Annotated in this window: 18 protein-coding genes; 10 read left to right on the top strand and 8 right to left on the bottom strand. The window is 63.7% G+C overall.

Features of this window, described 5'->3' with window-relative positions; all coding sequences use genetic code 11:
- Positions 1-14: 14 nt before the first annotated feature.
- Positions 15-1,193, bottom strand: coding sequence for a multidrug effflux MFS transporter (locus tag DL237_RS13810; RefSeq protein ID WP_119399669.1), 1,179 nt, complete (start codon positions 1,191-1,193; stop codon positions 15-17).
- A 218-nt stretch (positions 1,194-1,411) separates the two neighbouring features.
- Here DL237_RS13810 and DL237_RS13805 point away from each other — a divergent pair, with 218 nt between their 5' ends.
- Positions 1,412-2,236: a sulfite exporter TauE/SafE family protein gene (locus DL237_RS13805; RefSeq protein ID WP_119399668.1), complete on the top strand. Its 825-nt coding sequence runs from the start codon at positions 1,412-1,414 to the stop codon at positions 2,234-2,236.
- 39 nt (positions 2,237-2,275) lie between these two features.
- Here DL237_RS13805 and DL237_RS13800 read toward each other — a convergent pair whose 3' ends face one another.
- From DL237_RS13800 to ccmI, 3 genes are read right to left on the bottom strand one after another with little or no spacing between them, the layout of a single operon-like run.
- Entirely contained in the window at positions 2,276-2,527 is a 252-nt protein-coding gene (locus tag DL237_RS13800; RefSeq protein ID WP_119399667.1) for a DUF1289 domain-containing protein, read from the bottom strand.
- Positions 2,524-3,003 (bottom strand): Holliday junction resolvase RuvX, encoded by a 480-nt coding sequence (ruvX, locus tag DL237_RS13795; protein ID WP_119399666.1) that lies wholly within the window; start codon positions 3,001-3,003, stop codon positions 2,524-2,526. Before ruvX ends, DL237_RS13800 begins: the two co-directional genes overlap by 4 nt.
- Positions 3,000-4,253 (bottom strand): c-type cytochrome biogenesis protein CcmI, encoded by a 1,254-nt coding sequence (gene ccmI / locus DL237_RS13790; RefSeq protein ID WP_119399665.1) that lies wholly within the window; start codon positions 4,251-4,253, stop codon positions 3,000-3,002. Before ccmI ends, ruvX begins: the two co-directional genes overlap by 4 nt.
- A gap of 294 nt (positions 4,254-4,547) precedes the next feature.
- On the opposite strand from ccmI, the gene DL237_RS13785 reads away from it, so the two are divergent.
- Positions 4,548-5,798, top strand: coding sequence for a sarcosine oxidase subunit beta family protein (locus DL237_RS13785; protein ID WP_119399664.1), 1,251 nt, complete (start codon positions 4,548-4,550; stop codon positions 5,796-5,798).
- Positions 5,799-5,995: 197 nt separating this feature from the next.
- Here the strand turns inward: DL237_RS13785 and DL237_RS13780 are convergent, their stop codons facing one another.
- Positions 5,996-6,397 (bottom strand): hypothetical protein, encoded by a 402-nt coding sequence (locus tag DL237_RS13780; protein ID WP_119399663.1) that lies wholly within the window; start codon positions 6,395-6,397, stop codon positions 5,996-5,998.
- Positions 6,398-6,864: 467 nt separating this feature from the next.
- On the opposite strand from DL237_RS13780, the gene DL237_RS20740 reads away from it, so the two are divergent.
- The 6 genes from DL237_RS20740 to DL237_RS13750 all read left to right on the top strand — a co-directional run bounded on the left by DL237_RS20740 (position 6,865) and on the right by DL237_RS13750 (position 12,535).
- Entirely contained in the window at positions 6,865-7,017 is a 153-nt protein-coding gene (locus tag DL237_RS20740; RefSeq protein ID WP_199672094.1) for a hypothetical protein, read from the top strand.
- Positions 7,018-7,128: 111 nt separating this feature from the next.
- Entirely contained in the window at positions 7,129-7,458 is a 330-nt protein-coding gene (locus DL237_RS13770; RefSeq protein ID WP_119399661.1) for a sarcosine oxidase subunit delta, read from the top strand.
- Between the two features lie 55 nt (positions 7,459-7,513).
- Positions 7,514-10,525, top strand: coding sequence for a sarcosine oxidase subunit alpha family protein (locus DL237_RS13765; RefSeq protein WP_119399660.1), 3,012 nt, complete (start codon positions 7,514-7,516; stop codon positions 10,523-10,525).
- Positions 10,518-11,105, top strand: coding sequence for a sarcosine oxidase subunit gamma (locus tag DL237_RS13760; RefSeq protein ID WP_119399659.1), 588 nt, complete (start codon positions 10,518-10,520; stop codon positions 11,103-11,105). Before DL237_RS13765 ends, DL237_RS13760 begins: the two co-directional genes overlap by 8 nt.
- A gap of 160 nt (positions 11,106-11,265) precedes the next feature.
- On the top strand, positions 11,266-11,865 hold the full coding sequence (locus DL237_RS13755; protein WP_119399658.1) for a superoxide dismutase: 600 nt from the start codon (positions 11,266-11,268) through the stop codon (positions 11,863-11,865).
- Positions 11,866-12,079: 214 nt separating this feature from the next.
- Entirely contained in the window at positions 12,080-12,535 is a 456-nt protein-coding gene (locus DL237_RS13750; protein WP_119399657.1) for a host attachment family protein, read from the top strand.
- Between the two features lie 24 nt (positions 12,536-12,559).
- Here DL237_RS13750 and DL237_RS13745 read toward each other — a convergent pair whose 3' ends face one another.
- Positions 12,560-13,111: an LOG family protein gene (locus tag DL237_RS13745; protein WP_119399656.1), complete on the bottom strand. Its 552-nt coding sequence runs from the start codon at positions 13,109-13,111 to the stop codon at positions 12,560-12,562.
- Between the two features lie 101 nt (positions 13,112-13,212).
- Here DL237_RS13745 and DL237_RS13735 point away from each other — a divergent pair, with 101 nt between their 5' ends.
- Both DL237_RS13735 and DL237_RS13730 read left to right on the top strand, forming a co-directional pair.
- Positions 13,213-14,676: a LysM peptidoglycan-binding domain-containing protein gene (locus DL237_RS13735; RefSeq protein ID WP_233545000.1), complete on the top strand. Its 1,464-nt coding sequence runs from the start codon at positions 13,213-13,215 to the stop codon at positions 14,674-14,676.
- 323 nt (positions 14,677-14,999) lie between these two features.
- On the top strand, positions 15,000-16,790 hold the full coding sequence (locus DL237_RS13730; protein ID WP_407691916.1) for an ABCB family ABC transporter ATP-binding protein/permease: 1,791 nt from the start codon (positions 15,000-15,002) through the stop codon (positions 16,788-16,790).
- 211 nt (positions 16,791-17,001) lie between these two features.
- Here DL237_RS13730 and DL237_RS13725 read toward each other — a convergent pair whose 3' ends face one another.
- Complete coding sequence (locus DL237_RS13725) at positions 17,002-20,565, bottom strand: efflux RND transporter permease subunit (RefSeq protein ID WP_119399653.1); 3,564 nt, start codon at positions 20,563-20,565, stop codon at positions 17,002-17,004.
- Complete coding sequence (locus DL237_RS13720) at positions 20,562-22,007, bottom strand: efflux RND transporter periplasmic adaptor subunit (protein ID WP_233544999.1); 1,446 nt, start codon at positions 22,005-22,007, stop codon at positions 20,562-20,564. The genes DL237_RS13725 and DL237_RS13720 overlap by 4 nt, the downstream gene beginning before the upstream one ends.
- Positions 22,008-22,392 lie beyond the last annotated feature (385 nt).

The following is a 22,392-nucleotide window of genomic DNA, read 5'->3' as shown; positions in this document are numbered from 1 at the left end:
GTTACTCGCGGTAATCAGGCGGTGGCCGTGCGACGGTTGAGCACGAGTGTCGTCAACAGGAAGGCGATGAGACCGCAAACCGCGATGGCGGCCGCCATCGGCAGGGCGGTGCCGTCAAAGAACGGTCCGGTCAGCGCGATCATGAGACCACCTGCAACCATCTGCATCGTGCCGCCGATGGACGACGCGAGGCCTGCGATGTCACCATGTTCGTCCAAGGCCAGCACCATCGAGGTGGGAATGACCAGACCAAGACATGCATTCGCCAGGATGAGGCAGCCGCCCATGACGAAAACGGAGCCGTAGCCCGCAAGGACCAGCAGGAACAGCAACAGCGTGAACAGGAAGAACCCCGTTACGGCCAGGCGCACCATCCGGGACATGCCGACGCTTTGCGCCACGGTTCCGGCACCCTGGCTGGCGCCGAAAAAGCCGATGGCGTTGACGGCGAAGGCCAGTGAGAACTGCGTCTGGGTCAGGCCGAAGCTGCCCATGTAGACAAAGGAGGCAGAGGCGATGAAGACAAAGAAGCTGGCCATGCCGAAACCACCGACCAGGGTAAGTCCCATGAACGTCGGATCGGTGAACAGCACCTTCGCACCGCGCGCCATATGGCTGAACGATACCGGGCGCCGCCGCTCTTTCTCCATGGTTTCGGGCAGCACGAAGGTTGTCAGCGCAATCCCGACGGCGGCCAGAACCGCGAGCGCGGCAAAGATCGCGCGCCAGTTGCCAAAGTTAAGCACCAGGGTGCCGAACAACGGGGCCAGCATCGGTGAAATCGAGATCACGAGCATGACCATGGCCATCAGCTTGGTCGCGTCCGGTCCGGTATAGCGGTCGCGCACGACAGCGCGCGGGATCACCATGAGAGACGCGCCGCCAAGCCCCTGAAGCGCGCGCCATGCGACAAGGCCGGGCAGGGTCGTGCTGAACAGCGCGCCGAGCGAGCCGACCAGGAAGATGCCGAGGCCCAGCAACAGGGGCAGCTTGCGTCCCCGCGCGTCGGCAAGTGGGCCGTAGAACAGCTGAGCGAGGCCGAAAGGAATGAAATAGCCGATCAAGGTTGCCTGTACCGCAGCCTCGGTCGCCCCGAAATCACGGGCAAGCTGGGGTAGGGCGGGCAGGTACATATCAATGGCAAGCGGGCTGGTGAGAGCGAGAACTCCCAGCACGAGGGCAAATCTGAGCATTTGGAAAACCGGTTCTGTTAGGCGCAGTGAGTTCGATCAGTATCGCTGCAATGCGGCAAAGCCAAGCGGGGTTTGTGCACAACCCGTGGTGCTTGAATGCACAGATGCCCTTGCAAGAGGCTTTGCCCCGGTGGGACATCCTGTGATCACCTTGCTTGCAAGTTCAGGCGAAACTTGCTTGAGGTCTGCGCAGGAAAAGGTTCGGGAAAGGAACGGGTATGGACGACATGGGACTGGTCTTGGCGATGGTGGCCCTGTTGGTGGTGATCGGAGGGATCGCCGGGGTTCTGGCAGGGTTGCTGGGGGTCGGCGGCGGTATCGTGCTGGTGCCTTCGTTCTTTTATGCGTTCCAGACGCTTGGTTGCGGCGGGTCGTCATTGATGCAGGTCTGTCTTGGAACCTCGCTCGCCACGATCATCGTCACCTCGATGCGGTCGCTGCAAAGCCACAACAGGAAAGGTGCGGTCGATTGGTACATCCTGAAAACCTGGGCGCCCGGTATCGCCATTGGCGCATTGGTCGGCGTGTTCATCGCGTCGAAGCTGGCGTCACGTGAATTGCAGGCGCTGTTCGGATGTCTTGCGCTGATCATCAGCCTGTATCTGGCCTTTGGCAAAAGCGAATGGCGCATCGGCACGGAAATGCCCGGCGGCGTGACGCGGGCGATCCTGTCGCCATCGATGGGGTTCCTGTCCGTGCTGATGGGGATCGGCGGCGGTAGCTTTGGCGTTCCGACGATGACGTTGTTTGGCCGCCCGATCCACCGCGCCGTGGCGACGGCTGCGGGCTTTGGCCTGCTGATTGCCGTGCCGTCGGTGCTGGGGTTTCTTCTGGTCAGCGTTCCGGATGGATCGCGCCCGCCCTATACCATAGGCGCCGTGAACCTGCCTGCGTTCCTTGTCGTGATCTGCATGACGACGCTGACAGCGCCCCTTGGGGCCAAGCTTGCCCATGCGACCGACCCCAGGCCGTTGCGCCGGATCTTTGCAGGGTTCCTGTTCCTGGTCGCGCTGAACATGCTGCGCAAGACGTTTTACGGCTGAGTTGGCAGGGCGGGGCGCAGTCCCCGCCTTTTCACTGGGTCAGTCCTGATCGCCCTGACGCCGCAGCCGTCCGCTGCGCCCACCCTTGCGCGTTGCCTTGAGTGGTCCGCGCGAGGGCAGTTGCGACATCACCGCGCGCCGTTCGTCCTGAGTCATCCCCGACCAGCTGGCAATTTCGTCTATCGAGCGTAGGCACCCGGTGCACAGACGGGCCTCGGGGTGGATGATACAGACATTGATACAGGGCGAGGAGACCTCGTCACGCTGCCATATATCCTTGCCATGGCTCATAAGGCACCCCCGCGCAGGTAGCGGAGGCGGTCCAGCGCGCCTTGCAGGATGTAGGAGGCCGCGACGTGGTCGATGACTTCGGCGCGGCGCCGACGAGAGGTATCAGCTTCAAGCAGCGCGCGTTCCGCGGCCACGGTCGACAGGCGTTCATCCCAGAATGAGATCGGGATTTCGGTCAGGCGCGACAGGTTGCGTGCAAAGGCGCGGGTCGACTGGCACCGTGGCCCTTCGGAGCCGTCCATGTTGCGCGGCAGGCCCATGACGATACCCCCGATATTGCGCTTGGACAGGATGGCAAGCAGCGCCTCTGCATCCACTGTGAACTTGCGGCGGCGGATGGTTTCAAGCGGGCTGGCGACACTGAGAAACGTATCGCTGACCGCGACTCCGATGGTCTTTTCCCCAAGGTCGAGACCTGCAACGGCGCGCATTTGCGGCAGGTGCGTGGCGAAGTCTTCGATTGTGTCGGCGATCATTCGGCAATTCCTGCTTGGTTTGCGGCGGCGGCAAGGGTGGCCAGCGCAGATGTCTGCCCGGCAAAAACCTGCACTGACTCTTCGTAGATGGCCCGCGCACGCGCAGTTTCTTCCAGAACGCCGAGGGCACTGATCAGGCGGGCCCATTCCTGAACGCTTCCGCCCTGGCTTGCAAGGCGTGACGACAGGCTGTCGACCATGCCCTGAACCATCTGTTGGCGCTGCTCGACACTCAGGTCGCCCGCGGCGTCGATATCGGCAGCCGATGGACCGGACAGCATCTCTGGCGGCGTGGGTTGGGTATAGCGTGGCTGACCGGCGCGCTGTGCAACCTGATCGATCTGGCTGCGGATCGGCGGCACCCAGGGCGCATCTTCGTCGCTGCGGCGCAGCAGGCCATCCCAGAGGCGGAAGGCAATGTCGGGCCGCCCTGTCTGAGCCATCAGCAGGCCGGTGTAATAGGTGGCGGTACCGTTCGAGGGATCGCGTTGCAGCGCCGCCTGAAGCGCATCTGATGCCTGCGCAGAGATCAAGCCGCCTGCGGACAGGATCATCATGTCGGCGTAATCTGCGTAATCCTGGCCGGTCGCCGTACCATCGGCCAGCTTGATGACACGCCCCTGTGCCTCGTACCCCGCCTTGAAGTTGCCAAGGGTCGCTTCGTTCTGGGCCAGCAGGCGAAAACCGCGAATGTCGTCGGGGCGGTCCGCGACGGTCGCACGCAGCTTGCCCATCAGGTCGGCATAATCGTCAGATGGGTTAAGGCCGGGAACGGTGACGGGACCATCCATGCGCGATTCGGCCTGGGCCTGCGTGGGGCGGCTTTCCAGAGCGACCTTTGCGGCGTCGATGCGCGCCGTGCGGGGCAGGTCGGGATACCCCGGTGCGCCCATCCAGACATACAGCCCGAGCGCGGCCAGGAACAGGACACCTGCAAGCGCCACAGTGACAAGGCGCACGCCACCGGTCGCAGGTTGCAGTGGCCCGTCGAATGTGTGCCGGGTACTGCGCATGGCGCTGTCCGCGCTCAGCACGCGGCGCGATATCTCGGTACGAAGGCGCTCAGCTTCTGCCGGGGGGATGACGCCGCGGGCCATGTCGCGGTCGACCTCGGACAGCTGATCGCGGTAGACTTGGATATCGAATTGCGCAGCCGGGCCGGTTGCGCCCGCACCACCATGCAGCGCCGCGCGGCCCAGCAGCAGCGCCACTCCAAAGGCCAGGGCGATCGTGACGAACCAGAAGACCATGCAGGGGCGACCTTTTTCAGCGACTTTCGTATCGTCCCTGATCTATCCTGCCACCCGCCTGCAAAAAAGAGGCAAATCCGCGCAACGACAGGCCATGTCGCAAGCGCACGGTATTGTGACGGTTTGCGGCGTGGCAACGACGGTCAAATGGCTAGGGTCTGCGAAACGGAGGGCCGCTGGTCTGCCGCTGAGTCTCTTGCCCAAAACCGCGTGCCCGATTGCACGGCCCGCCTTGAAAATACCGCCGCCCCGACGCCCGTTCCCCCTGACTTCTCTGTCCTCAGTGAGATGCCGATGAAACGTTACTCTGCCTTTGCCATCGCCCGCGAAGCGGCCCGCCATCACACCGGATGGGAGCGTGCATGGCGGTCCCCCAAACCCAAGGACCGCTATGACGTGGTCATCGTGGGCGCAGGGGGGCATGGTTTGGCCACGGCGTATTACCTGGGCAAGAATTTCGGCATCACGAATGTCGCGATCATCGAAAAGGGTTGGCTGGGCGGCGGCAATACCGGGCGCAACACGACGATCATCCGGTCGAATTATCTTCAGGACGATTCCGCGGCGATCTATGAAAAAGCCCGCTCACTCTACGAAGGGCTGAGCCAGGACCTGAACTATAACATCATGTTCAGCCCGCGCGGCGTTATCATGCTGGCGCAGACCGAACACGAAGTGCGCGGGTACAAGCGAACCGCCCATGCCAATGCCCATCAAGGCGTCACGACGGAATACATCACTCCGGAACGCGTCAAGGAATTGGTGCCGATCATCAACCTGCATGGACCGCGTTATCCGGTTCTGGGCGGATTGTACCAGGCGCGCGGCGGTACCGCGCGGCACGATGCCGTGGCGTGGGGCTATGCCCGGGCGTGTTCCGGCATGGGGATGGACATCATTCAGCAATGCGAGGTCACAGGTGTCGAAACCGGCGCGGATGGCAATGTCTCGGGTGTCCAGACGACCAAGGGCCGGATCGGATGCGGCAAGCTGGGCATCGTCGTGGCGGGGCATTCCGGTGTGCTGGCGCAGATGGCCGGGTTCCGTCTGCCGATCGAGAGTGTCGCCTTGCAGGCGCTGGTCAGCGAACCGATCAAGCCCTGCATGGACGTGGTCGTCATGGCCAATACAGTCCACGGATACATGAGCCAGTCCGACAAGGGCGAGATGGTGATTGGTGGCGGGGCGGACGGCTACAACAATTACACGCAGCGCGGGTCCTTCCATCATGTCGAGGAAACCGTACGCTCGCTTGTCGAGACGTTTCCGATGGTGTCGCGGCTCAAGATGTTGCGCCAGTGGGGCGGGATCGTGGACATGACCGGGGATCGTTCGCCCATCATCTCGCGCACGCCACTTGGCAATTGTTTCATCAACTGCGGTTGGGGAACGGGCGGCTTCAAGGCGATCCCCGGATCCGGCTGGGCGATGGCCGACATGATGGCAAAAGGGACGCCGGGGCCTCTGGCAAAGGGGTTCGGTCTGGATCGGTTCCGCGAGGGGCGCTTTATCGATGAAAGCGTGGCCGCGGGCGTGGCACATTAGAAGAGCGAGCGAATATTCAGCTCACCGCGTGACCCTGCTGGTCGGATCATGGTGAGCTGGTGAAAGTGTCGGGGCGGATCATGTTTGCTGGACTGAATTCCATGTTGTGCAAGAACGCAGACGTCAGCGTCGTTGGCACGCTGACGCGGCACCGTGCCTTGCCATCTGTTGTCTCCACCCCGGCGCGGCTGAGTCCGTTATTCCGCCGCGAGGGGCATCATCGTATTCGGCACGCTGATCAACTGGGCGGCTTCGATATCGCGCAAGGCGTTCTGCATCGCGTTGATCGGGGCGTCGTGCGCGCGTCCCAGCTGGTCCGCGAGCCGGGCGCTGTCACATCCCGGAACAGGTTCGGCAACGGCGGCAAAGGTGAACCCCTGACGCAGCGCCGCCGCGAATTCCGGTTGATGGGGAAGATGCCGCGACAGCTTGCCGTCAACGTGGCCGAAGGCCAGCGGACGGGGCGTCCCGCCCGGTTCTGCGCCCATCAGGACGTAGAGGCCCGGGGCGTCCGGCAGTTCGTCCAGCGTGTCGAGGATGGTAAAACGGATCGCCTTGCGTGTGGCGTGTTCGATTGGGAAGTCGATCGTGTCAGTCATGCTGCTCAATCTCCATCGCAGTTTCAGAAATGTCTGCGTTGCTCCTCCAAGGTACAGCAAACCACTGAGGTCCGGTTAACGCCAACAGTTCTGAGGGGGGCGGCGACGCTTTGGTCGCCCAAATATGAAGCACAACGCGCGAGCCCGCCTTTTGGTTCCCGGTCATCGAAGGGCGCGGGCGCGATCGCGCAGGGACGGCTTTGCGATGATGCGATCACTGGGTCCGCTCTTTTCCATCCCTCGCCGCGCGACGGTGCGGGTGCGACATGCGCCGGCACGTCTGACGCAGAACGCGGCGCGGAAAAGGATGCGGAAAAGGATCAAGTCGACGTGTCGTCGTTTCAGGATAATATCGGCCTTCGATATCAGGTTGGCGCCCAGGTTCGGCTTTGTCTGCCCGTGCGCGGGAACCGAGCGGCGCAATCCGGCGTTCTTCTTTCACTGCCTGGAAGAAGAAAGGGATTCAAATGGCTGAAAAATCTGGGAATAGCGGTATCGCCTTTATTCTTGGCGCAGTGGTCGTCGTTTTGGCGGGCCTTATCTGGTATCTCTATTCCGGCGGCGATCTGCCTGGCGCGGATGAGCCGGAAATTCAGATCGATCTTCCTGACGGGTCCTGACTTCGACCTTGTCCCTAACCTGTCCTTTTGGCCGGGCGCTTCGTGCGTCCGGTCTTTTTTCGTTCGCAATCCAATCGTTTGCGGGCGTTTCTTCAGCTATGGAGTTGCGTGATGCTGCTGCTTGAATGTCCCTGCTGCGGTGTCACCGCCGAGGAAACCGAATTTCATGGCGGCGGTGAAGCCCATGTCAAACGCGCAGGCCCATCGTCGGAGGATGCCGCGTTCGAGACCTATCTGTTCCACCGCGAAAATCCAAAGGGCGTTCATTTCGAACGCTGGCGCCATGTGACGGGATGCGGAAAATGGTTCATGGCGGCGCGCGATACGGCAACGCTTGAAGTTTTTGGCACCTATTCTGCACAAACCCTGGCCCCGCCCGAAGACCTGCTGAAACAGATCCGCGACAAACGTCCGGGCTTCAAATGGCGGGATGTCCAGTGAGCGCAGTTTTTCACGCAATCAATGCAAAAGCAGACAACAAGGGAGCGCAGGCGCGATGAGCAGCAGGCTTGCGAAAGGCGGACGTAAGATCGACCGCAGCCAGAAGGTGAGTTTCACCTTCAACGGACGGCAGATGAGCGGCTATGCGGGCGATACGCTTGCCTCGGCGCTGCTGGCGAATGACCAGATGCTGGTGGGGCGGTCGTTCAAGTATCACCGTCCGCGTGGCATCGTCGCGTCGGGCGCGGAGGAGCCGAACGCCCTGGTCGGGCTGGGCGAAGGTGGGCGGTTCGAGCCGAACCAGCGCGCCACCACGACCGAGCTGTTCGACGGGCTGAGCGCGACAAGCCAGAACCACTGGCCCAGCCTGGAATTCGATGTTGGTGCGATCAACAGCAAGTTGTCGAGATTTTTTCCGGCGGGCTTCTACTACAAGACCTTCATGGGGCCGCGCGCCTTTTGGAAGCATGTTTACGAGCCGATCATCCGTAAGTCGGCGGGTCTGGGCAAGGCGCCGACTGAAAAGGATGCGGACACCTACGAGCACCTCTACGCCTTTGCGGATGTCCTGGTGATTGGCGGCGGTATTGCAGGCCTGACAGCTGCCGTTGCGGCCGGTCGTGCCGGTGCGCGTGTGCTGCTGATGGAACAAACCGCCCATTGGGGCGGTCGCGCACCCGTAGATGGCGGCGACGTCGACGGAGCCCCGGTGGCCGCGCATATCGACGCGCTGGTGGGTGAATTGTCCGGAATGGCCAACGTCACCATGCGCCTGCGCTGCATGGGGGCCGGGGTTTATGATCATGGCTATGTTCTGGGGTATGAGCGCCTGACAGACCACGCGCCGCAATCGGGTGTGCCGCGGCACCGTCTGTGGCGCATCCGCGCCGCGCAGGTCGTGACCGCAACCGGCGCGATCGAACGGCCGCTGGCGTTTGCCGGTAACGATATTCCCGGTGTCATGCTGGCTGCTGCCGTACGCGACTATATCGTCGACCTGGGTGTTTCACCCGGCGACCGGGTTGCCATCGTCACCAACAATGACGACGCCTATCGCACTGCGTTTGCGGTGAAAGACGCAGGGCTGGAGGTTCCGATCATCCTTGACGCGCGCAGCGCCGGGGGCGGTGACCTGGCGATCCGCGCCCGCGAGATGGGCATCCGTGTCGAACACAATCGGGCCGTGGCGCATGTGTCGGGCGGCAAGCGCGTGACTGGCGTTGCCATCTGCGCGCAAGCGGGCGGCGGCGCGGTGATCGAGGAGATCGCCTGCGACGCCGTGGCGATGTCGGGCGGCTGGTCGCCTGTCGTGCACCTGTGGTCGCACTGCGGTGGCAAGCTGGTTTGGGATGATACGAAGGCCATGTTCCGCCCAGACGGATCGCGCGCGCCGACCAGTCACGACGGCAAACCCTTCGTGACCTGCGCAGGTTCCGCAAACGGCGCACTGAGCCTGTCCGAGGTGTTGGACGATGCCCGTTCCGCCGGGCACTCTGCCGTGCAGGCCGCCGGTTACGACCCGGTTGAACAGGCTGCGCCAAGTGTCGAGGATGTTGCGGAAATTCCGCTTGCCCCGGTTTGGGTGATGCCCGCAGGAGCGACAGAAAAACTGCGCTCGAAATCCTGGCTGGATTATCAGAACGATGTGAAGGTGTCCGATATTCAGCTGGCGGCCCAAGAAGGCTTCGAGAGCGTCGAGCACGCCAAGCGTTATACAACGCTCGGCATGGCGACGGATCAAGGGAAGTTGAGCAATATCAACGGCCTTGCTGTTCTTTCTAATGCTTTGAATGAGGCCATTCCGCAGGTGGGGACAACCACGTTCCGCCCGCCCTACACGCCAATTTCGCTCGGCTCGATCGCGGGGGGCGCACGCGACGCCGCCTTTCAGCCGCTGCGGCGGACTCCGCTTCATGCCTGGCACGAGGAACATGGCGTGAAATGGGAACCCGTGGGCCACTGGCGACGGCCCTACTGCTATCTTCAGGCCGGGGAAAGCGCGCATGATGCGGTGATCCGGGAGGTGAACGGAACCCGCAATCGTGTCGGTCTGCTGGATGCGTCGACCCTTGGCAAGCTGATCGTCAAGGGGCCGGATGCAGGCAAGTTCCTGGATCTGCTCTACACCAACATGATGAGCACACTGAAACCCGGCCGCTGCCGTTATGGCCTCATGTGCGACGAAAACGGTTTCCTGATGGACGATGGCGTGGTCGCGCGGATCGACGAAAACACCTTCCTTTGCCACACCACCACCGGCGGTGCCGACCGCATTCAGGCCCACATGGAGGAATGGCTGCAAACCGAATGGTGGGATCTCAAGGCGCATGTCGTCAACGTGACCGAACAATACGCCCAGATCGGCGTCGTCGGACCGCAAGCGCGGCAACTGCTGGAGGTGCTGGGCACACCGGGCATCGATGCGGAAACGCTGCCATTCATGACCTGGGTCGATCGCACCGTTGCGGGCATTCCCGCGCGCCTCTACCGGATCAGCTTTTCCGGCGAACTGAGCTATGAACTGGCAGTGCCTGCCGGACAGGGCATGGCGCTGTGGCAGTCGCTGGTCGAGGCAGGGCGGGCGTTTGATGCCGTGACCTATGGCACCGAGGCGCTGCACGTGATGCGCGCCGAAAAGGGCTTTATCATGATCGGGGACGAAACGGACGGGACAGTCATTCCGCAGGATCTGAACCTGGATTGGGCGATCTCGAAGAAGAAAGAGGATTTTCTGGGCAAGCGGGGTCAGTTGCGCAGCCACCTGGCAGACCCGAACCGCTGGAAGCTGGTCGGGCTGGAAACGGTTGACGGCAGCGTCATCGAGGATGGTGCCTATGTGTTGGCCGACGGCCAGAACGACAAGGACCAGCGCAACATGCAGGGCCGCATCACCTCGACCTATTATTCCCCGACGCTGGGGCGCGGCATCGCCATGGGCCTTCTCAAGGGTGGCATGACACGGATGGGCGACATCGTGCAGGTGACCCGGATAAGCGGCAATGCGGTGGCGGCCAAGGTCGTCGACCCGGTGTTCTACGACAAGGCGGGAGACAAGCAGAATGTCTGACATGACAGGACCGACGCCAGTGGGCGCACTGCACGGTGCCAGCTATGACGGCTACGTGCGTATCGCCGAAGAACCGATGCGCGGGATGATTACCCTGCGGGGCGATCTTTCAGGCCCGCTGGCTAAGGGGGCAACCACGGTGACCGGGTTGGACATGCCCGGGCCACGCGAAGTGACGGTGATGACGGAAAAGGCGATCGCCTGGATGTCACCGGACGAGCTGATGGTGATGGTTCCGCTGGCGGACCTTCCCGCGGCACTGGAAACGCTGGACACGACGCTGCGCGACCCGTTCGCTACGGCGGTCGATGTCAGCCAGGCGCGCTCGATCTTTTCGATCACCGGCCCGGATGCGCTGGTGCGCGAAGTGGTGGCCAAGCTGGCGCCGGTCGACATGGATCCGCAGCAGTTCCGCCCGGGCATGTTCCGCCGTACCCGCCTGGCGCAGGTGCCCGCAGCGCTGTGGTTGCCCGCACCGGGACGGGTCGAGCTGATCTGCTTCCGCTCGGTCGCAGACTATGTTTTCACCATTCTTGCGGATGCGGCAAAACCGGGCAGCGAAGCCGGGCTTTTCGCCTGACTGCACAAGGGCTTAGCAGGGTTGTCGGGAAAACAACCCTGCAACGCTCCGGGAGGCGCCTGTGCATTGATGCAGGGGTGTCGCCCCTTGACCTTCACCGTGCAGGAATACCATTTAGGCCACATCGCATTAACGAACTCCAGAAAAGGGGGCCCTAGAAATGGCTTTTGAACTTCCTGATCTTCCCTATGCACACGATGCTCTTGCTGACCTCGGCATGTCCAAGGAAACGCTGGAATATCACCACGACATTCACCACAAGGCCTATGTCGACAACGGCAACAAGGCGATTGCCGGCACCGAATGGGAAGGCAAGTCCGTCGAAGAGATCATCAAGGGCACCTACGACCCCAAGGCCGTTGCCCAGAACGGTATCTTCAACAACGCCTCGCAGTTCTGGAACCACAACCAGTTCTGGGAAATGATGGGCCCGGGCACCTCCGCCATGCCGGGCGAACTGGAAAAGGCGCTGGTCGAAGCGTTCGGATCCGTTGATAAATTCAAAGAAGAATTCTCCGCTGCCGGTGCAGGTCAGTTCGGCTCCGGCTGGGCATGGCTGGTCAAGGATACAGATGGCGCGCTGAAGGTCACCAAGACCGAAAACGGCGTCAACCCGCTGTGCTTTGGCCAAACCGCGCTGCTGGGCTGTGATGTGTGGGAACACTCCTACTACATCGATTTCCGCAACAAGCGTCCCGCCTACCTGTCGAACTTCCTCGACAAGCTGGTGAACTGGGAAAACGTCGCATCGCGCATGTGATCTGACGCGATTGCGCCGGATGCCTGGCGCGCCCCGGGCCGATTTCGGCGCAATCCACACCGCGTTTGAGCAAACCCCCGCGCAGCAATGCGCGGGGGTTTGTCGTTCAGGAACTGCCGCAGATCCGGGGGCGTTTCATTCTCGTGCAACCGCATGAAAGGACGCACAAAATGACACGTAACTCGATCCAGAGAGCAGAGACGGGGGAATTGAGATGAGCGGACTTCCACACAAGGCATGGGTTCTGGTCGCAGATGGCGAAAAGGCCCTGTTCCTGCGCAACGTGACCGATGAGGCCGATCCGTTTCTTCAGGTCATTCGCAAGGAAGAACAGGAAAACCCCAAGGACATAGACCAATCCGCAAACCGACCCGGCCGGATGAGCGACGGCGGCCCCGGACAGCGATCCGCGTTGGATGACACTGATTGGCACGAATTGGCAAAAGAGCGGTTTGCCGATGATCTGGCGCACTTGCTGTATGCGCGTGCACATCGCGGCGCGTTCGACCAGATCGTCCTGATCGCGCCCCCCAAGACACTGGGAGAACTGCGCCAGGTGCTTCACAAGGAAGTTGCGGCGCGCGTGATCGCAGAGGTTCCGAAGACCCTGACGAACCATCCCATTGACGAAATCGAGCGCCAGTTGCGCAATGGGCTGATCGCCGCCTGACCTCGGGCCGTTCAGGACGGCGCGTCAGGAAAGCATGGTGGCGAGGGCGTTCATCGCGGCCTCGGCATCATCCACACTGCGCGTCATGTCCAGCATCGAGGCATCTGCGAATCCTTCCTGTACGATCCGCGCCATCATGTCGGTCAGCGGGGTCCAGTAATCATCGGGATTTAGCAGGATGATGGGTTTGGCGTGCAGACCCAGTTGGCGCCATGTCAGAACTTCAAAAAATTCATCCAGCGTACCCGCGCCACCCGGCAGCACGACGATCGCGTCGCTGTTCATGAACATCACCTTCTTGCGCTCGTGCATGGTTTCGGTGATCACGAAACGGGTCAGGTCGCGCTTTCCGGCCTCGGCGGAAACAAGGTGGGTCGGGATCACGCCAAAGGTTTCGGCGCCGCCTGCTTGTGCGGCGCGGGCGACCTCTCCCATCAGGCCGACATCCCCGGCACCATACACCAGTCGCCAATCCCTCTCTGCCAACAACCGCCCGAACCGCGCAGCTTGTGCCACATATACGGGCCGGACCCCCGGACGTGAGCCGCAATAGACACAGATCGAGGGTTTCGTCATGGCTGGGCACTCCTTGAGACCATTGCGCTTTTGACCGTTGTTAACCCGCTTGATATATGTGCTCAACCGCGTTCAGCGGCGATGTTGTTGGGGGATGACACGTGAAATCGGGGGAATTTGCAGGATGGCCGGGCGTTGCCGCCGCGACGGTTTTCGTCGTCGGAGGGGCGGCGGCCATTCAGTTCGGCTGGATCGGTCCCAAAACACCCGCCCCTGAGACCGCCGGTCCTGTCATCTCGGCCCCCGCGGCCCAGGTCGAAGCGACGTCGGCGCAAACCACCGCCTCGCAAACCCCCGCCTCGCAAACCACGGCGCAGCAGGCTACCGAAACTGCGGCAACAGCCCCTGAAGCGGTGACCGAAGATGCGGGACAAGCGGCAGACGACAGCGTCGTCGGACAAACCGCGCCCTTGCCCCCTTTGCCCGCACCGCCGCGTTTCGACGTGGTGCGGATCGAACCGGATGGCACGGCCCTGGTGGCAGGGGCTGGCGCGCCGGATTGGCCGGTGTCCGTGCTGCTGGACGGAACGGAGATGGATCGCCCGATTGCCGGCGGGGACGGGCGCTTTGTCTCGTTTCTGGACCTGGGGCAGAGCGATGCGCCGCGGGTGATGACGTTGATCATGCACGGCCCGAAGGGGGAGGGCGAGGTCAGCTCTGTCGAGCAGGTGATCCTGGCACCGAGCGAGGCCGCTGCGGCAGGCGAGGCGCTGGCGCAAGCTGCCGAACAGCCCGAAGTGACCGAGGGACCTGAAGCCGAGGAAGGTGAACAACTTACTGGCGATGTCGCAGACGCGCAGTTGGCGGGCGCGGCCGAACGGGATGTCAGTGCATCGGCATCTGGTACCGGCGAAGCCACCGCAGGTGCCGCGCCGACGCCTGCGCCTGTCGATACTGATCCTGCCATTGAGCAGGCGGATCAGACCGGCGAGCTGCCGAGCGCCGCACCCGTTGCAGCGAACGTGGCTGCCCCCACGTCCGTTCTGCCGCCGGCGGAGGGGGCGACCGAGACAGGTGCTGCCTTGCCGCCCAACGGTGCTGCGACGGTGCTGCTGGCGGACCCCGACGGCGTGCGTGTGCTGCAAAACGGCGCGGCGCCAAGTGTGCCGGGGTCCGTGCAGCTCGACACGATCTCGTATGATGCGGTTGGCGAGGTGGTGTTGTCGGGCCGGGGAACGCCGGGGGCCTTTGTGCGGGTCTACCTGGATGACAGGCCCAACACGACGACGCAGATCGAAACCGACGGCCAATGGGGGACCACGCTGCCGGAGGTCGATACCGGGGTCTACCGTTTGCGGGTCGACGAGGTGGATGAGGCCGGAACGGTGCTGAGCCGGGTCGAAACGCCCTTCAAACGCGCCGAGCCGGAGGCAGCGGAGCTGATGAGCCGGGGCCAGGTGTCACAGGTCACGGTGCAGCCTGGTTCGACCCTTTGGGCGATTGCGCGGCAGAACTATGGGGCAGGTATTCTGTACGTGCGGGTTTTCGAGGCGAACCGCGATCTGATCCGTGACCCCGATCTGATCTATCCGGGGCAGATTTTCACCGTCCCCGAGGCGGAATAGCCGGATCGGTGGGTCTGAACGCCGGGATCTCCATCTATCCTGTTGAATTGATTTGAAATAATTCTGACCTGCCGCTGCGGGGTTGTGGATGAGCGGTGCGCCCTGTCACCTGTGGCACCCGCCAAAATACGCATGGAATGTTGGACTCCCGCGGTGATAAGGTATACCTCGCCCCGGCCCGGAGCGGCCGGATGCGACAGAGCCGTCTACCGGCATCTGCGTGACCACGCCCGCAAGCAGGGGCGGCAGGCCAGCCATCGCGCCAGCCAGAACAAGGAGCCAACTGCATGAGTCCGCGACATTCCGTGCTGACGACGACCGAAATGCCCAAGAACGGTGGCAAGATCGTGGCGCGCGTCGTGCCTTATCTGTGGCCCGCTGAACATCCCTGGATCAAACGTCGGGTGGCCTTGTCGTTGTTCGTGTTGTTCATTGCCAAGCTCGTGGCGGTGGGGACTCCGTTTCTCTACAAGGCGGCGGTCGATGCGCTGGCAAAGGATGGCGGCGACAGCGCGGCCTGGATGCTGGGTTATGGCGCAGTCGGGTTAACCGTGGCTTATGGCATGGCGCGGCTGATGGGCGTCGGCTTCCAACAGCTGCGCGACGTGATCTTTGCGCGTGTCGGGCAGCGTGCGCTGCGCAAGCTGGCGCTGGAAACCTTCGTGCATATTCACCGTCTGTCGATGCGCTATCATCTGACGCGCAAGACCGGCGGGCTGAGCCGCATCGTGGAGCGTGGGGTGAAGGGCGTTGAATTCCTTCTGAGATTCCTGCTTTTCTCCATCGGGCCGCTTATCATCGAACTGCTGATGATCGCCATCGTCCTGGCGACGCTGTTCGATATCAGCTACCTGGTCGTCGTCGCGGCGGTGATTGCGCTTTATACCGTGTTCACGTTCAAGGTGACCGAGTGGCGGGTCAAGCTGCGCAAGGTGATGAACGATCAGGACACGGACGCCAACCAGAAGGCCGTCGACAGCCTGCTGAATTTCGAGACGGTCAAGTATTTCGGCGCCGAGGCGCGCGAGGCGCGGCGCTATGATCATGCGCAGGCGGGGTACGAGGCAGCAGCGGTCAAGACCGCGTATTCGCTGGCTTTTCTGAACTTTGGGCAGTCGTTGCTGATCACGATCGGCCTTGTTGCCGTGATGGTGATGGCGGCGATCGGGGTGCAGAATGGCACGCTGACCGTGGGCGATTTCGTGCTGGTGAATTCCTACATGATCCAGATCACCCTGCCGCTGAACATGCTGGGCACCGTGTACCGCGAGATCCGTCAGGCATTGGTGGACATGGGCGAAATGTTCCTGCTGCTGGACCAGCCTGCCGAAGTGCAGAACAAGCCGGGCGCCAAGCGTCTGGCGGTGACGGGCGGGGCGATCGAGCTGGATGATGTGATCTTTGGCTATGACCCGGAGCGGGTGATCCTGAAGGGCGTGTCGCTGCGGGTGGCGCCGGGGCAGAAGGTGGCGCTGGTCGGGTCATCCGGGTCGGGGAAATCCACCATCGGGCGGCTGTTGTTCCGGTTCTACGACGTCACCGGCGGGGCCATCCGCATCGATGGTCAAGACCTGCGCGACGTGACGCAGGACAGTCTGCACGAGGCCATCGGCGTGGTGCCGCAGGATACTGTTTTGTTCAACGATACAGTGGGTTACAACATCGCCTACGGCCACGATCATGCCACGCGGGAGCAGGTGGAAGCGGCGGCGCGGGCGGCGCAGATCCACGATTTCATCCTGTCCTTGCCGGAGGGGTACGACACCCGTGTGGGCGAGCGTGGGCTGAAGCTGTCGGGCGGGGAAAAGCAGCGGGTCGGCATTGCGCGTACGCTGCTGAAGAACCCGCCGATCCTGTTGCTGGACGAGGCGACGTCGGCGCTTGATACCGATACCGAGGGCGAGATCCAGTCGGCGCTGACCCTGGCCGGTGAGGGGCGGACGGTGCTGACCATTGCGCACCGTTTGTCGACGATTGCCGATGCCGACCGGATTGTCGTTCTGGAACAGGGGCTTGTCGTGGAGGAGGGAACCCACGTCGAGCTGCTGATGCGCAATGGGCGCTATGCGTCCTTGTGGCAGAAGCAATCGGCGGAGGCAGAGGACGCGGCCTGATTTTACAGCCCGTCCGGGGGGCGCTGACGGGTCGATGTCGCGCCTGGTTGGTGCGACTGCCGTTTGGGTATTTGGGGCCAGATGACGAGGGAGCCGGGCGTGTCGGTGAGACACGTCGGTATACGGGGTACAAGCCCTTGAAAACGCTGATTTCGGACGTCGGTATTTGGGCGGTATCTGAACGGTAGCCGAGCGGTGCGGCGCTTGCGGACTATTCCGCGGCGCGCAGGGTGGAGCGGGGCGTGTCCTGGTCCTCCAGCGGCCAGAGGATTTCGGGGGCACGGGTGCGCCGCGCGGCCCGGCGCAAGGCCCAGTCCTGCGCCGCACGACTGCCGCGTCCGAAGGAAAGCCGCGCCAGCAGGCGCGCCACCCAGTGCGCGTAGGTGGTGAGCCAGACGCGCAGCGCCAGCATCGACGGGGTGAAGACCAGCGTCAGCACCGTGGCGATGCCGAGCCCGAAGACCACTGCCGTGGCGAGCTGTTTCCACCAGAGCGCCGTCGGGCTGTCGATCGAGTAGCCGCCGCCGATGAAATCGAGGCTGAGGCCGAACATCATCGGGGCGAGGCCCGCCATGGTGGTGATGGTGGTCAGCAGCACCGGGCGGATGCGATCCTCGGCTGTGCGGATGATCGCTTCGATCCGGGGCATGTAGCCGGAGTATTCCTGGTAGGTGTCGATCAGCACGATGTTGTTGTTCACCACGATGCCCGCCAGCGCGACGATGCCGGTGCCGGTCATGATGATCGAGAACGCCTGGTCCATCACCAGCATGCCGATCAGCACGCCGGCCGTCGACATCACCACCGCCAGCAGCACCAGGGCCGCGTTGTAGAAGCTGTTGAACTGCGCCAGCAGGATGATGAACATCAGGGCCAGCGCTGCCGAGAAGGCGGTCATCAGGAAGGTCTGGCTTTCTTCCTGGTCTTCCTGGTCGCCGGTCCATTCATAGCTGACACCGGGCGGAAGGACGCCGCTGTCGAGCCATGTGGTGAGTTTTTCGATCCGTTCGGAGGGGGTGACCGGAACCTCGGTCGTCGTGCCGGTGTCGGGGTCCGTCACCGGGGTGGTCAGGCCGGTGGCCACGCCGGCCTTGACGTCGAAGAAGCGTTTCTGGCCGACCCGCTTGATCTGCGCCAGCTTGGCGACGGGTTGGCGCGTGATGAAGTTGGACAGCGGCACGAGGCCCTGCGGGGTGCGCACCTTGAGCGTGTCGAGGGTGGAGAGCACGCGGTCTTCGGGCGGCAGGCGCAGGCGGATCTCGATCTCTTCGTCGGAACTGTCGACGGGCATGGTGTCGAGCAGCAGGCCCTGGGTGATCAGCTGGACCATGGCGCCGACCGTGGCGACATCGGCGCCGTAGCGCCCGGCCTTTTCGACATCGACGTCGATCTGCCAGTCGATGCCGGGCAGGGGCAGGGTGTCTTCGATCAGGGTCAGACCGTCGAGGCGTTCGAATTCGGCGCGCGCCAGCGTGGTGGCCGCGATGAGCTGATCCCAGTCATCGCCGATCAGGCGCAGGTGCACGGGTTTTGCCGAGGCCGGCCCCATGTCGCCCGCCAGGATCTCGATCTTGATGCCGGGCACAGCCGAGGCGGCGGCGGTGAGTTCGTCGATCACCCGGTTGCCGTCGAGGTCGGGACGGTCGCGGCGATCTTCCCAGGGAATGATTTCAAGCTGGACCTGGCCGATGGTGTCGAGGGGGGCCTCGGCGCCGCCGGTGTTGGAGTTCAGCCCGCCGTCACCGGCGAAAGCAAAGGCGTTTTTCACGCCGGGATGGGCCAGGACGATCTGTTCGACCTCGGCCACGAGCGCATCCTTTTGCGCCAGGCTGAGGTTGCCGCGCCCGCGCACGTAGACGATGGCCTGTTCGGGTTCGCTTTCGACAAAGAACTCCACGCCCTTGCTGTGCGTGCCGTAATAGCTGAACGTGCCCATGATGAAGGCGATGACGGCGGCGATGGTGACCAGGGGCATGATCGGATTGCCCGTGATCGCCTTGATCACCCAGCCGAAGGCGGTGCGGCGGTGGCCGCCCTGAATGCGCGGTTTGCGCCAGTCGAGGCGGGCGGCGCCAAGGCTGATCGAGGCGGCGAAGGCGGCCAGCAGGAACAGCACGATGCCCGGAACAGGGGCGAGGATGCCGGGCAGCGGGGGCACGCCGGGCAGGTAGGCGGGGTTGATCACCTGCATCGCGCCGAGGAACATCGCGTAGATGGCCAGGGGCACCAGCGCGGCGCGCGCCGCCCAGGGCAGGGCGCGCCGCAGCGCGTCCGAGCTTCGCGCAAAACTGCGCGAGACGCGGCCGATGACGCCGCCCATCACCGGCAGGTAGATCAGCGCCACCACCAGCGAGGCCGAGAGCACGAAGATCAGCGTGACCGGCAGCATCCCCATGAACTGCCCCACCACGCCGGGCCAGAACAGCATCGGCAGAAAGGCGCAGAGCGTCGTCGCGGTGGAGGAGACGACGGGCCAGAACATGCGCTTGGCGGCCTCGACATAGGCATGCATCGGGCCAGCGCCCTCAGATATGCGCTTGTCGGCGTATTCCACCACCACGATGGCCCCGTCGACCAGCATCCCGACGGCCAGGATCAGCCCGAACATGACGATGTTGGAAATGGTGATATTCATCATTCCCAGCAGCACGAAACACAGCAGGAACGACGTGGGGATGGAAAAGCCGACCAGCAGCGCGGGACGCGGCCCGAGGGCGGCGAGGACGACGATCATCACCAGCGCGATGGCGGTCAGCACCGAACCTTCGAGCTGGCTGACCATCGAGGCGACGACGCGGCTCTGATCGTTCGAGGTGCCGACGTGCACCGAGGCGCGCAACTGCTCGGGCCAGGCCTGTGCGCTGTCGGTGACGAGGCGTTTCACCTCGGCCGCGGTGTCGATCAGGTTGTAGCCCTTGCGCTTGACCACCTGCAGGGCCACGGTCCGGGTGCCGTTGAAGCGGGCGGTGCCGGTGCGGTCCTCGAACGTGCGGCGGATGGTGGCGAGGTCGCCCAGGGTCACGACGCGGTCGCCGTTGAGTTTCACCGGCAGGGCGTAGATGTCGCGCACGTCGTCGAAGGAGCCGGGGATCTTGATGGCGAAGGTGCCCTCGGCGCTGTCGACCTCTCCGGCCGCGATCAGCTGGTTGTTGTTGCGCACGACCGAGAGCAGTTCGTTGGCGGTGACGTTGTAGCTCTCAAGTCGGAGGGGGTCGATCAGGACCTCGACCATCTCGTCACGCTCGCCTGCGATGCCGGCTTCGAGGACGGCGTCCAGGCCTTCGACCTGTTCCTGAAGGGCCTTGGCAACGCGGACCATGGTGCGTTCGGGGACCGAGCCGGTCAGGTTGACGATGATGATGGGGAATTCGGAGAAGTTGATTTCGTTGACGGTATAGGTGTCGGCGCCTTCGGGGAAATCGCCTTCGGCCTTGCCCATGGCGTCGCGGACATCGGCCATGGTCTTGGTCTTGTCCCAGCCGAATTCGAATTCGAGCGCGACGCCTGCATAGCCTTCGGCGGCGGTCGAGGTCATCGTCTTGAGGCCGTCCAGATCGGAGAACTGGGTCTCCATCGGTTTGACCAGCAGGGTTTCGCTGTCCTGCGCCGAGATGCCCTGGAAGGGGACCGAGACGAAGAGGGCGGGGATCTCGATGTCCGGCTCGCCTTCTTTCGGCAGGCTGGCGTAGGTATAGCCGCCGGCCAGCAGGGACAACGCGATGAAGGCGAGGATCATGCGGGCGCGCGAGGCGGCCCAGTCGACGACGCTGGTCATTGGAGCGGCTCCGCTGCGGGGGCGTCCGGATCGGTGAAGGTGGGCAGCACGGGGACGCCGGCGACGATGTATTCCTGGCCGATGGTGATGACGTCGGCGTTTTCGGGAAGGCCCGTCAGCAGGACGCCGTCGGCGGTGTCGCGCAGCAGAGACACGGGGACGAAAGCCGCGCGGTCGTCGTCGGCCACGACGCGGACGCCGAGGGTGCCGTCATCGTTCAGGGTCAGGGCCGATTGCGGCAGCAGGTGCGCGTCGACGCCCGGCGCCTGGATCGCGATGGATGCGGTCTGGCCGTCGCGGATGGCGAAATCGGGGTTGGGGACCGTGACCTCGACCCGGAAGGTGCGGGTGGTGGGATCGGCCGAACGGGACAGGAAGGTGACCTGGCCCGTCACCTGCGTGCCGCTGGCCGAAAGCTGGGCCTGGGCCGGTGCACCGATGCGGGCGCGTTCGACATCCGTTTCGGGCATGTAGCCGACCAGACGGATCGGATCGAGGCCGATCACCGTGGCGCAGAGGCCGCCGGCCTGGAGGAACGAGCCCAGCTCTGCCGTGTCGGATTCAAGCAGGCCGTCGAAGGGGGCATGAATGGCAAGGCGGTCGATTTCCTTTTGCGCGGTCGCCACGGCGGCGCGGGCCGATTGGATCGCGGCGCGGGTGCTGGAAAGACCGGCGCGTGCGGCGGCCAGCGTGGCCTCGGCGGAACGGACGGAGGCGCGGGCAGAGGCAAGGGTCGTGTTGGAGGCGAAGCCGCTGTCCGAAAGCTTTTCGGCGGCATTGAAATTGATCTGGGCCTCTTCGAGGCGGGCTTCGGCCTCGGCGACGCGGGCCTCGTCCGTGGGGGGGCCGGTTTCGGCTTCGGCCAGACGCGCCTGGGCTTCGGCGAGGGCGGTTTCACGGGTGCCGGATTCGAGTTTGCACAGCAGGTCGCCCTTGTGGACCATCGTGCCCTTGGTCAGCGGTTCGGATTCCACGATCGAGCTGGTTTCCGAGCGCAGTTCGACGGAGCGGGCCGCTTCGGTCTGGCCGCGCAGCAGGACGGCGCTGTCGACCATCCGGGCGGTGCTGTGCAAGGCCACGACGCGCACCGGTTCCTGGTCATCTGCCTCTGCATCCGACGCGGCAGCATCGGCGGCAGCGATTTGAGTGTCGGTCGTGTCTGGGCCAGTCGTGTCCGGGCCAGTCGCATCCGGTACCATGGTTTGGGTGCCCGCGCTTTCCGACGCGCCCTGGGGCTGCGTGTTGGTGTCCTGTGCGGCATTCGCCTGGGCGTCCTGTCCGGCTGGCGAGGGGCGGGGCGCGGCCTCGGCGCTTCTGGCCACGGCGATGGCCCGATCGAGCCCTTCGCCACGGGCAAAGGTCATCAGCGCGTCACGCTCAAGCAGCAGCAGATAAAGCGCGGCGACGACCAGCAGGGCAGAGATAAACGGTATCAAACGCATGATCGGTACCCATCGTTCCGAAATTTATTTTATAGCGAAGAATTGATCGCAGGTGGTCATCGTTTTGCGCAATACAAGCGCCCCTGGAAAAATCGCACCACCAAAGCGCGAAGAATGCGCATTCTGATACCGCAAGGCAACTCAGGGATATTGGGTAGAAAGGGCGCGACAGGCCTGCGGACGGCCCGGGGGCGGCCTGAGCTGGCGAGACGCCGCCGGCGTGCCGGGCAGGCGAGGGCAGGCGTGTCGATCTGCGGGGATGCGCGGCTGGGGGGCTGGGGGGCTGGCGCCGCAGGACGTGGAGCGGCGCGGGGTTTCGGTAAACGCGCACCTGGCGCCACGCGGGGTAAGCGGCGGGGCAAGCGGCGGGGCAAGCGCGGGGCAA

The organism is Pseudooceanicola sediminis, assembly GCF_003575965.1.
Classification (GTDB): domain Bacteria; phylum Pseudomonadota; class Alphaproteobacteria; order Rhodobacterales; family Rhodobacteraceae; genus Pseudooceanicola; species Pseudooceanicola sediminis.
The sequence above is the reverse complement of the archived record's forward strand: the minus strand, read 5'-3'. Positions and strand labels throughout refer to the sequence as shown.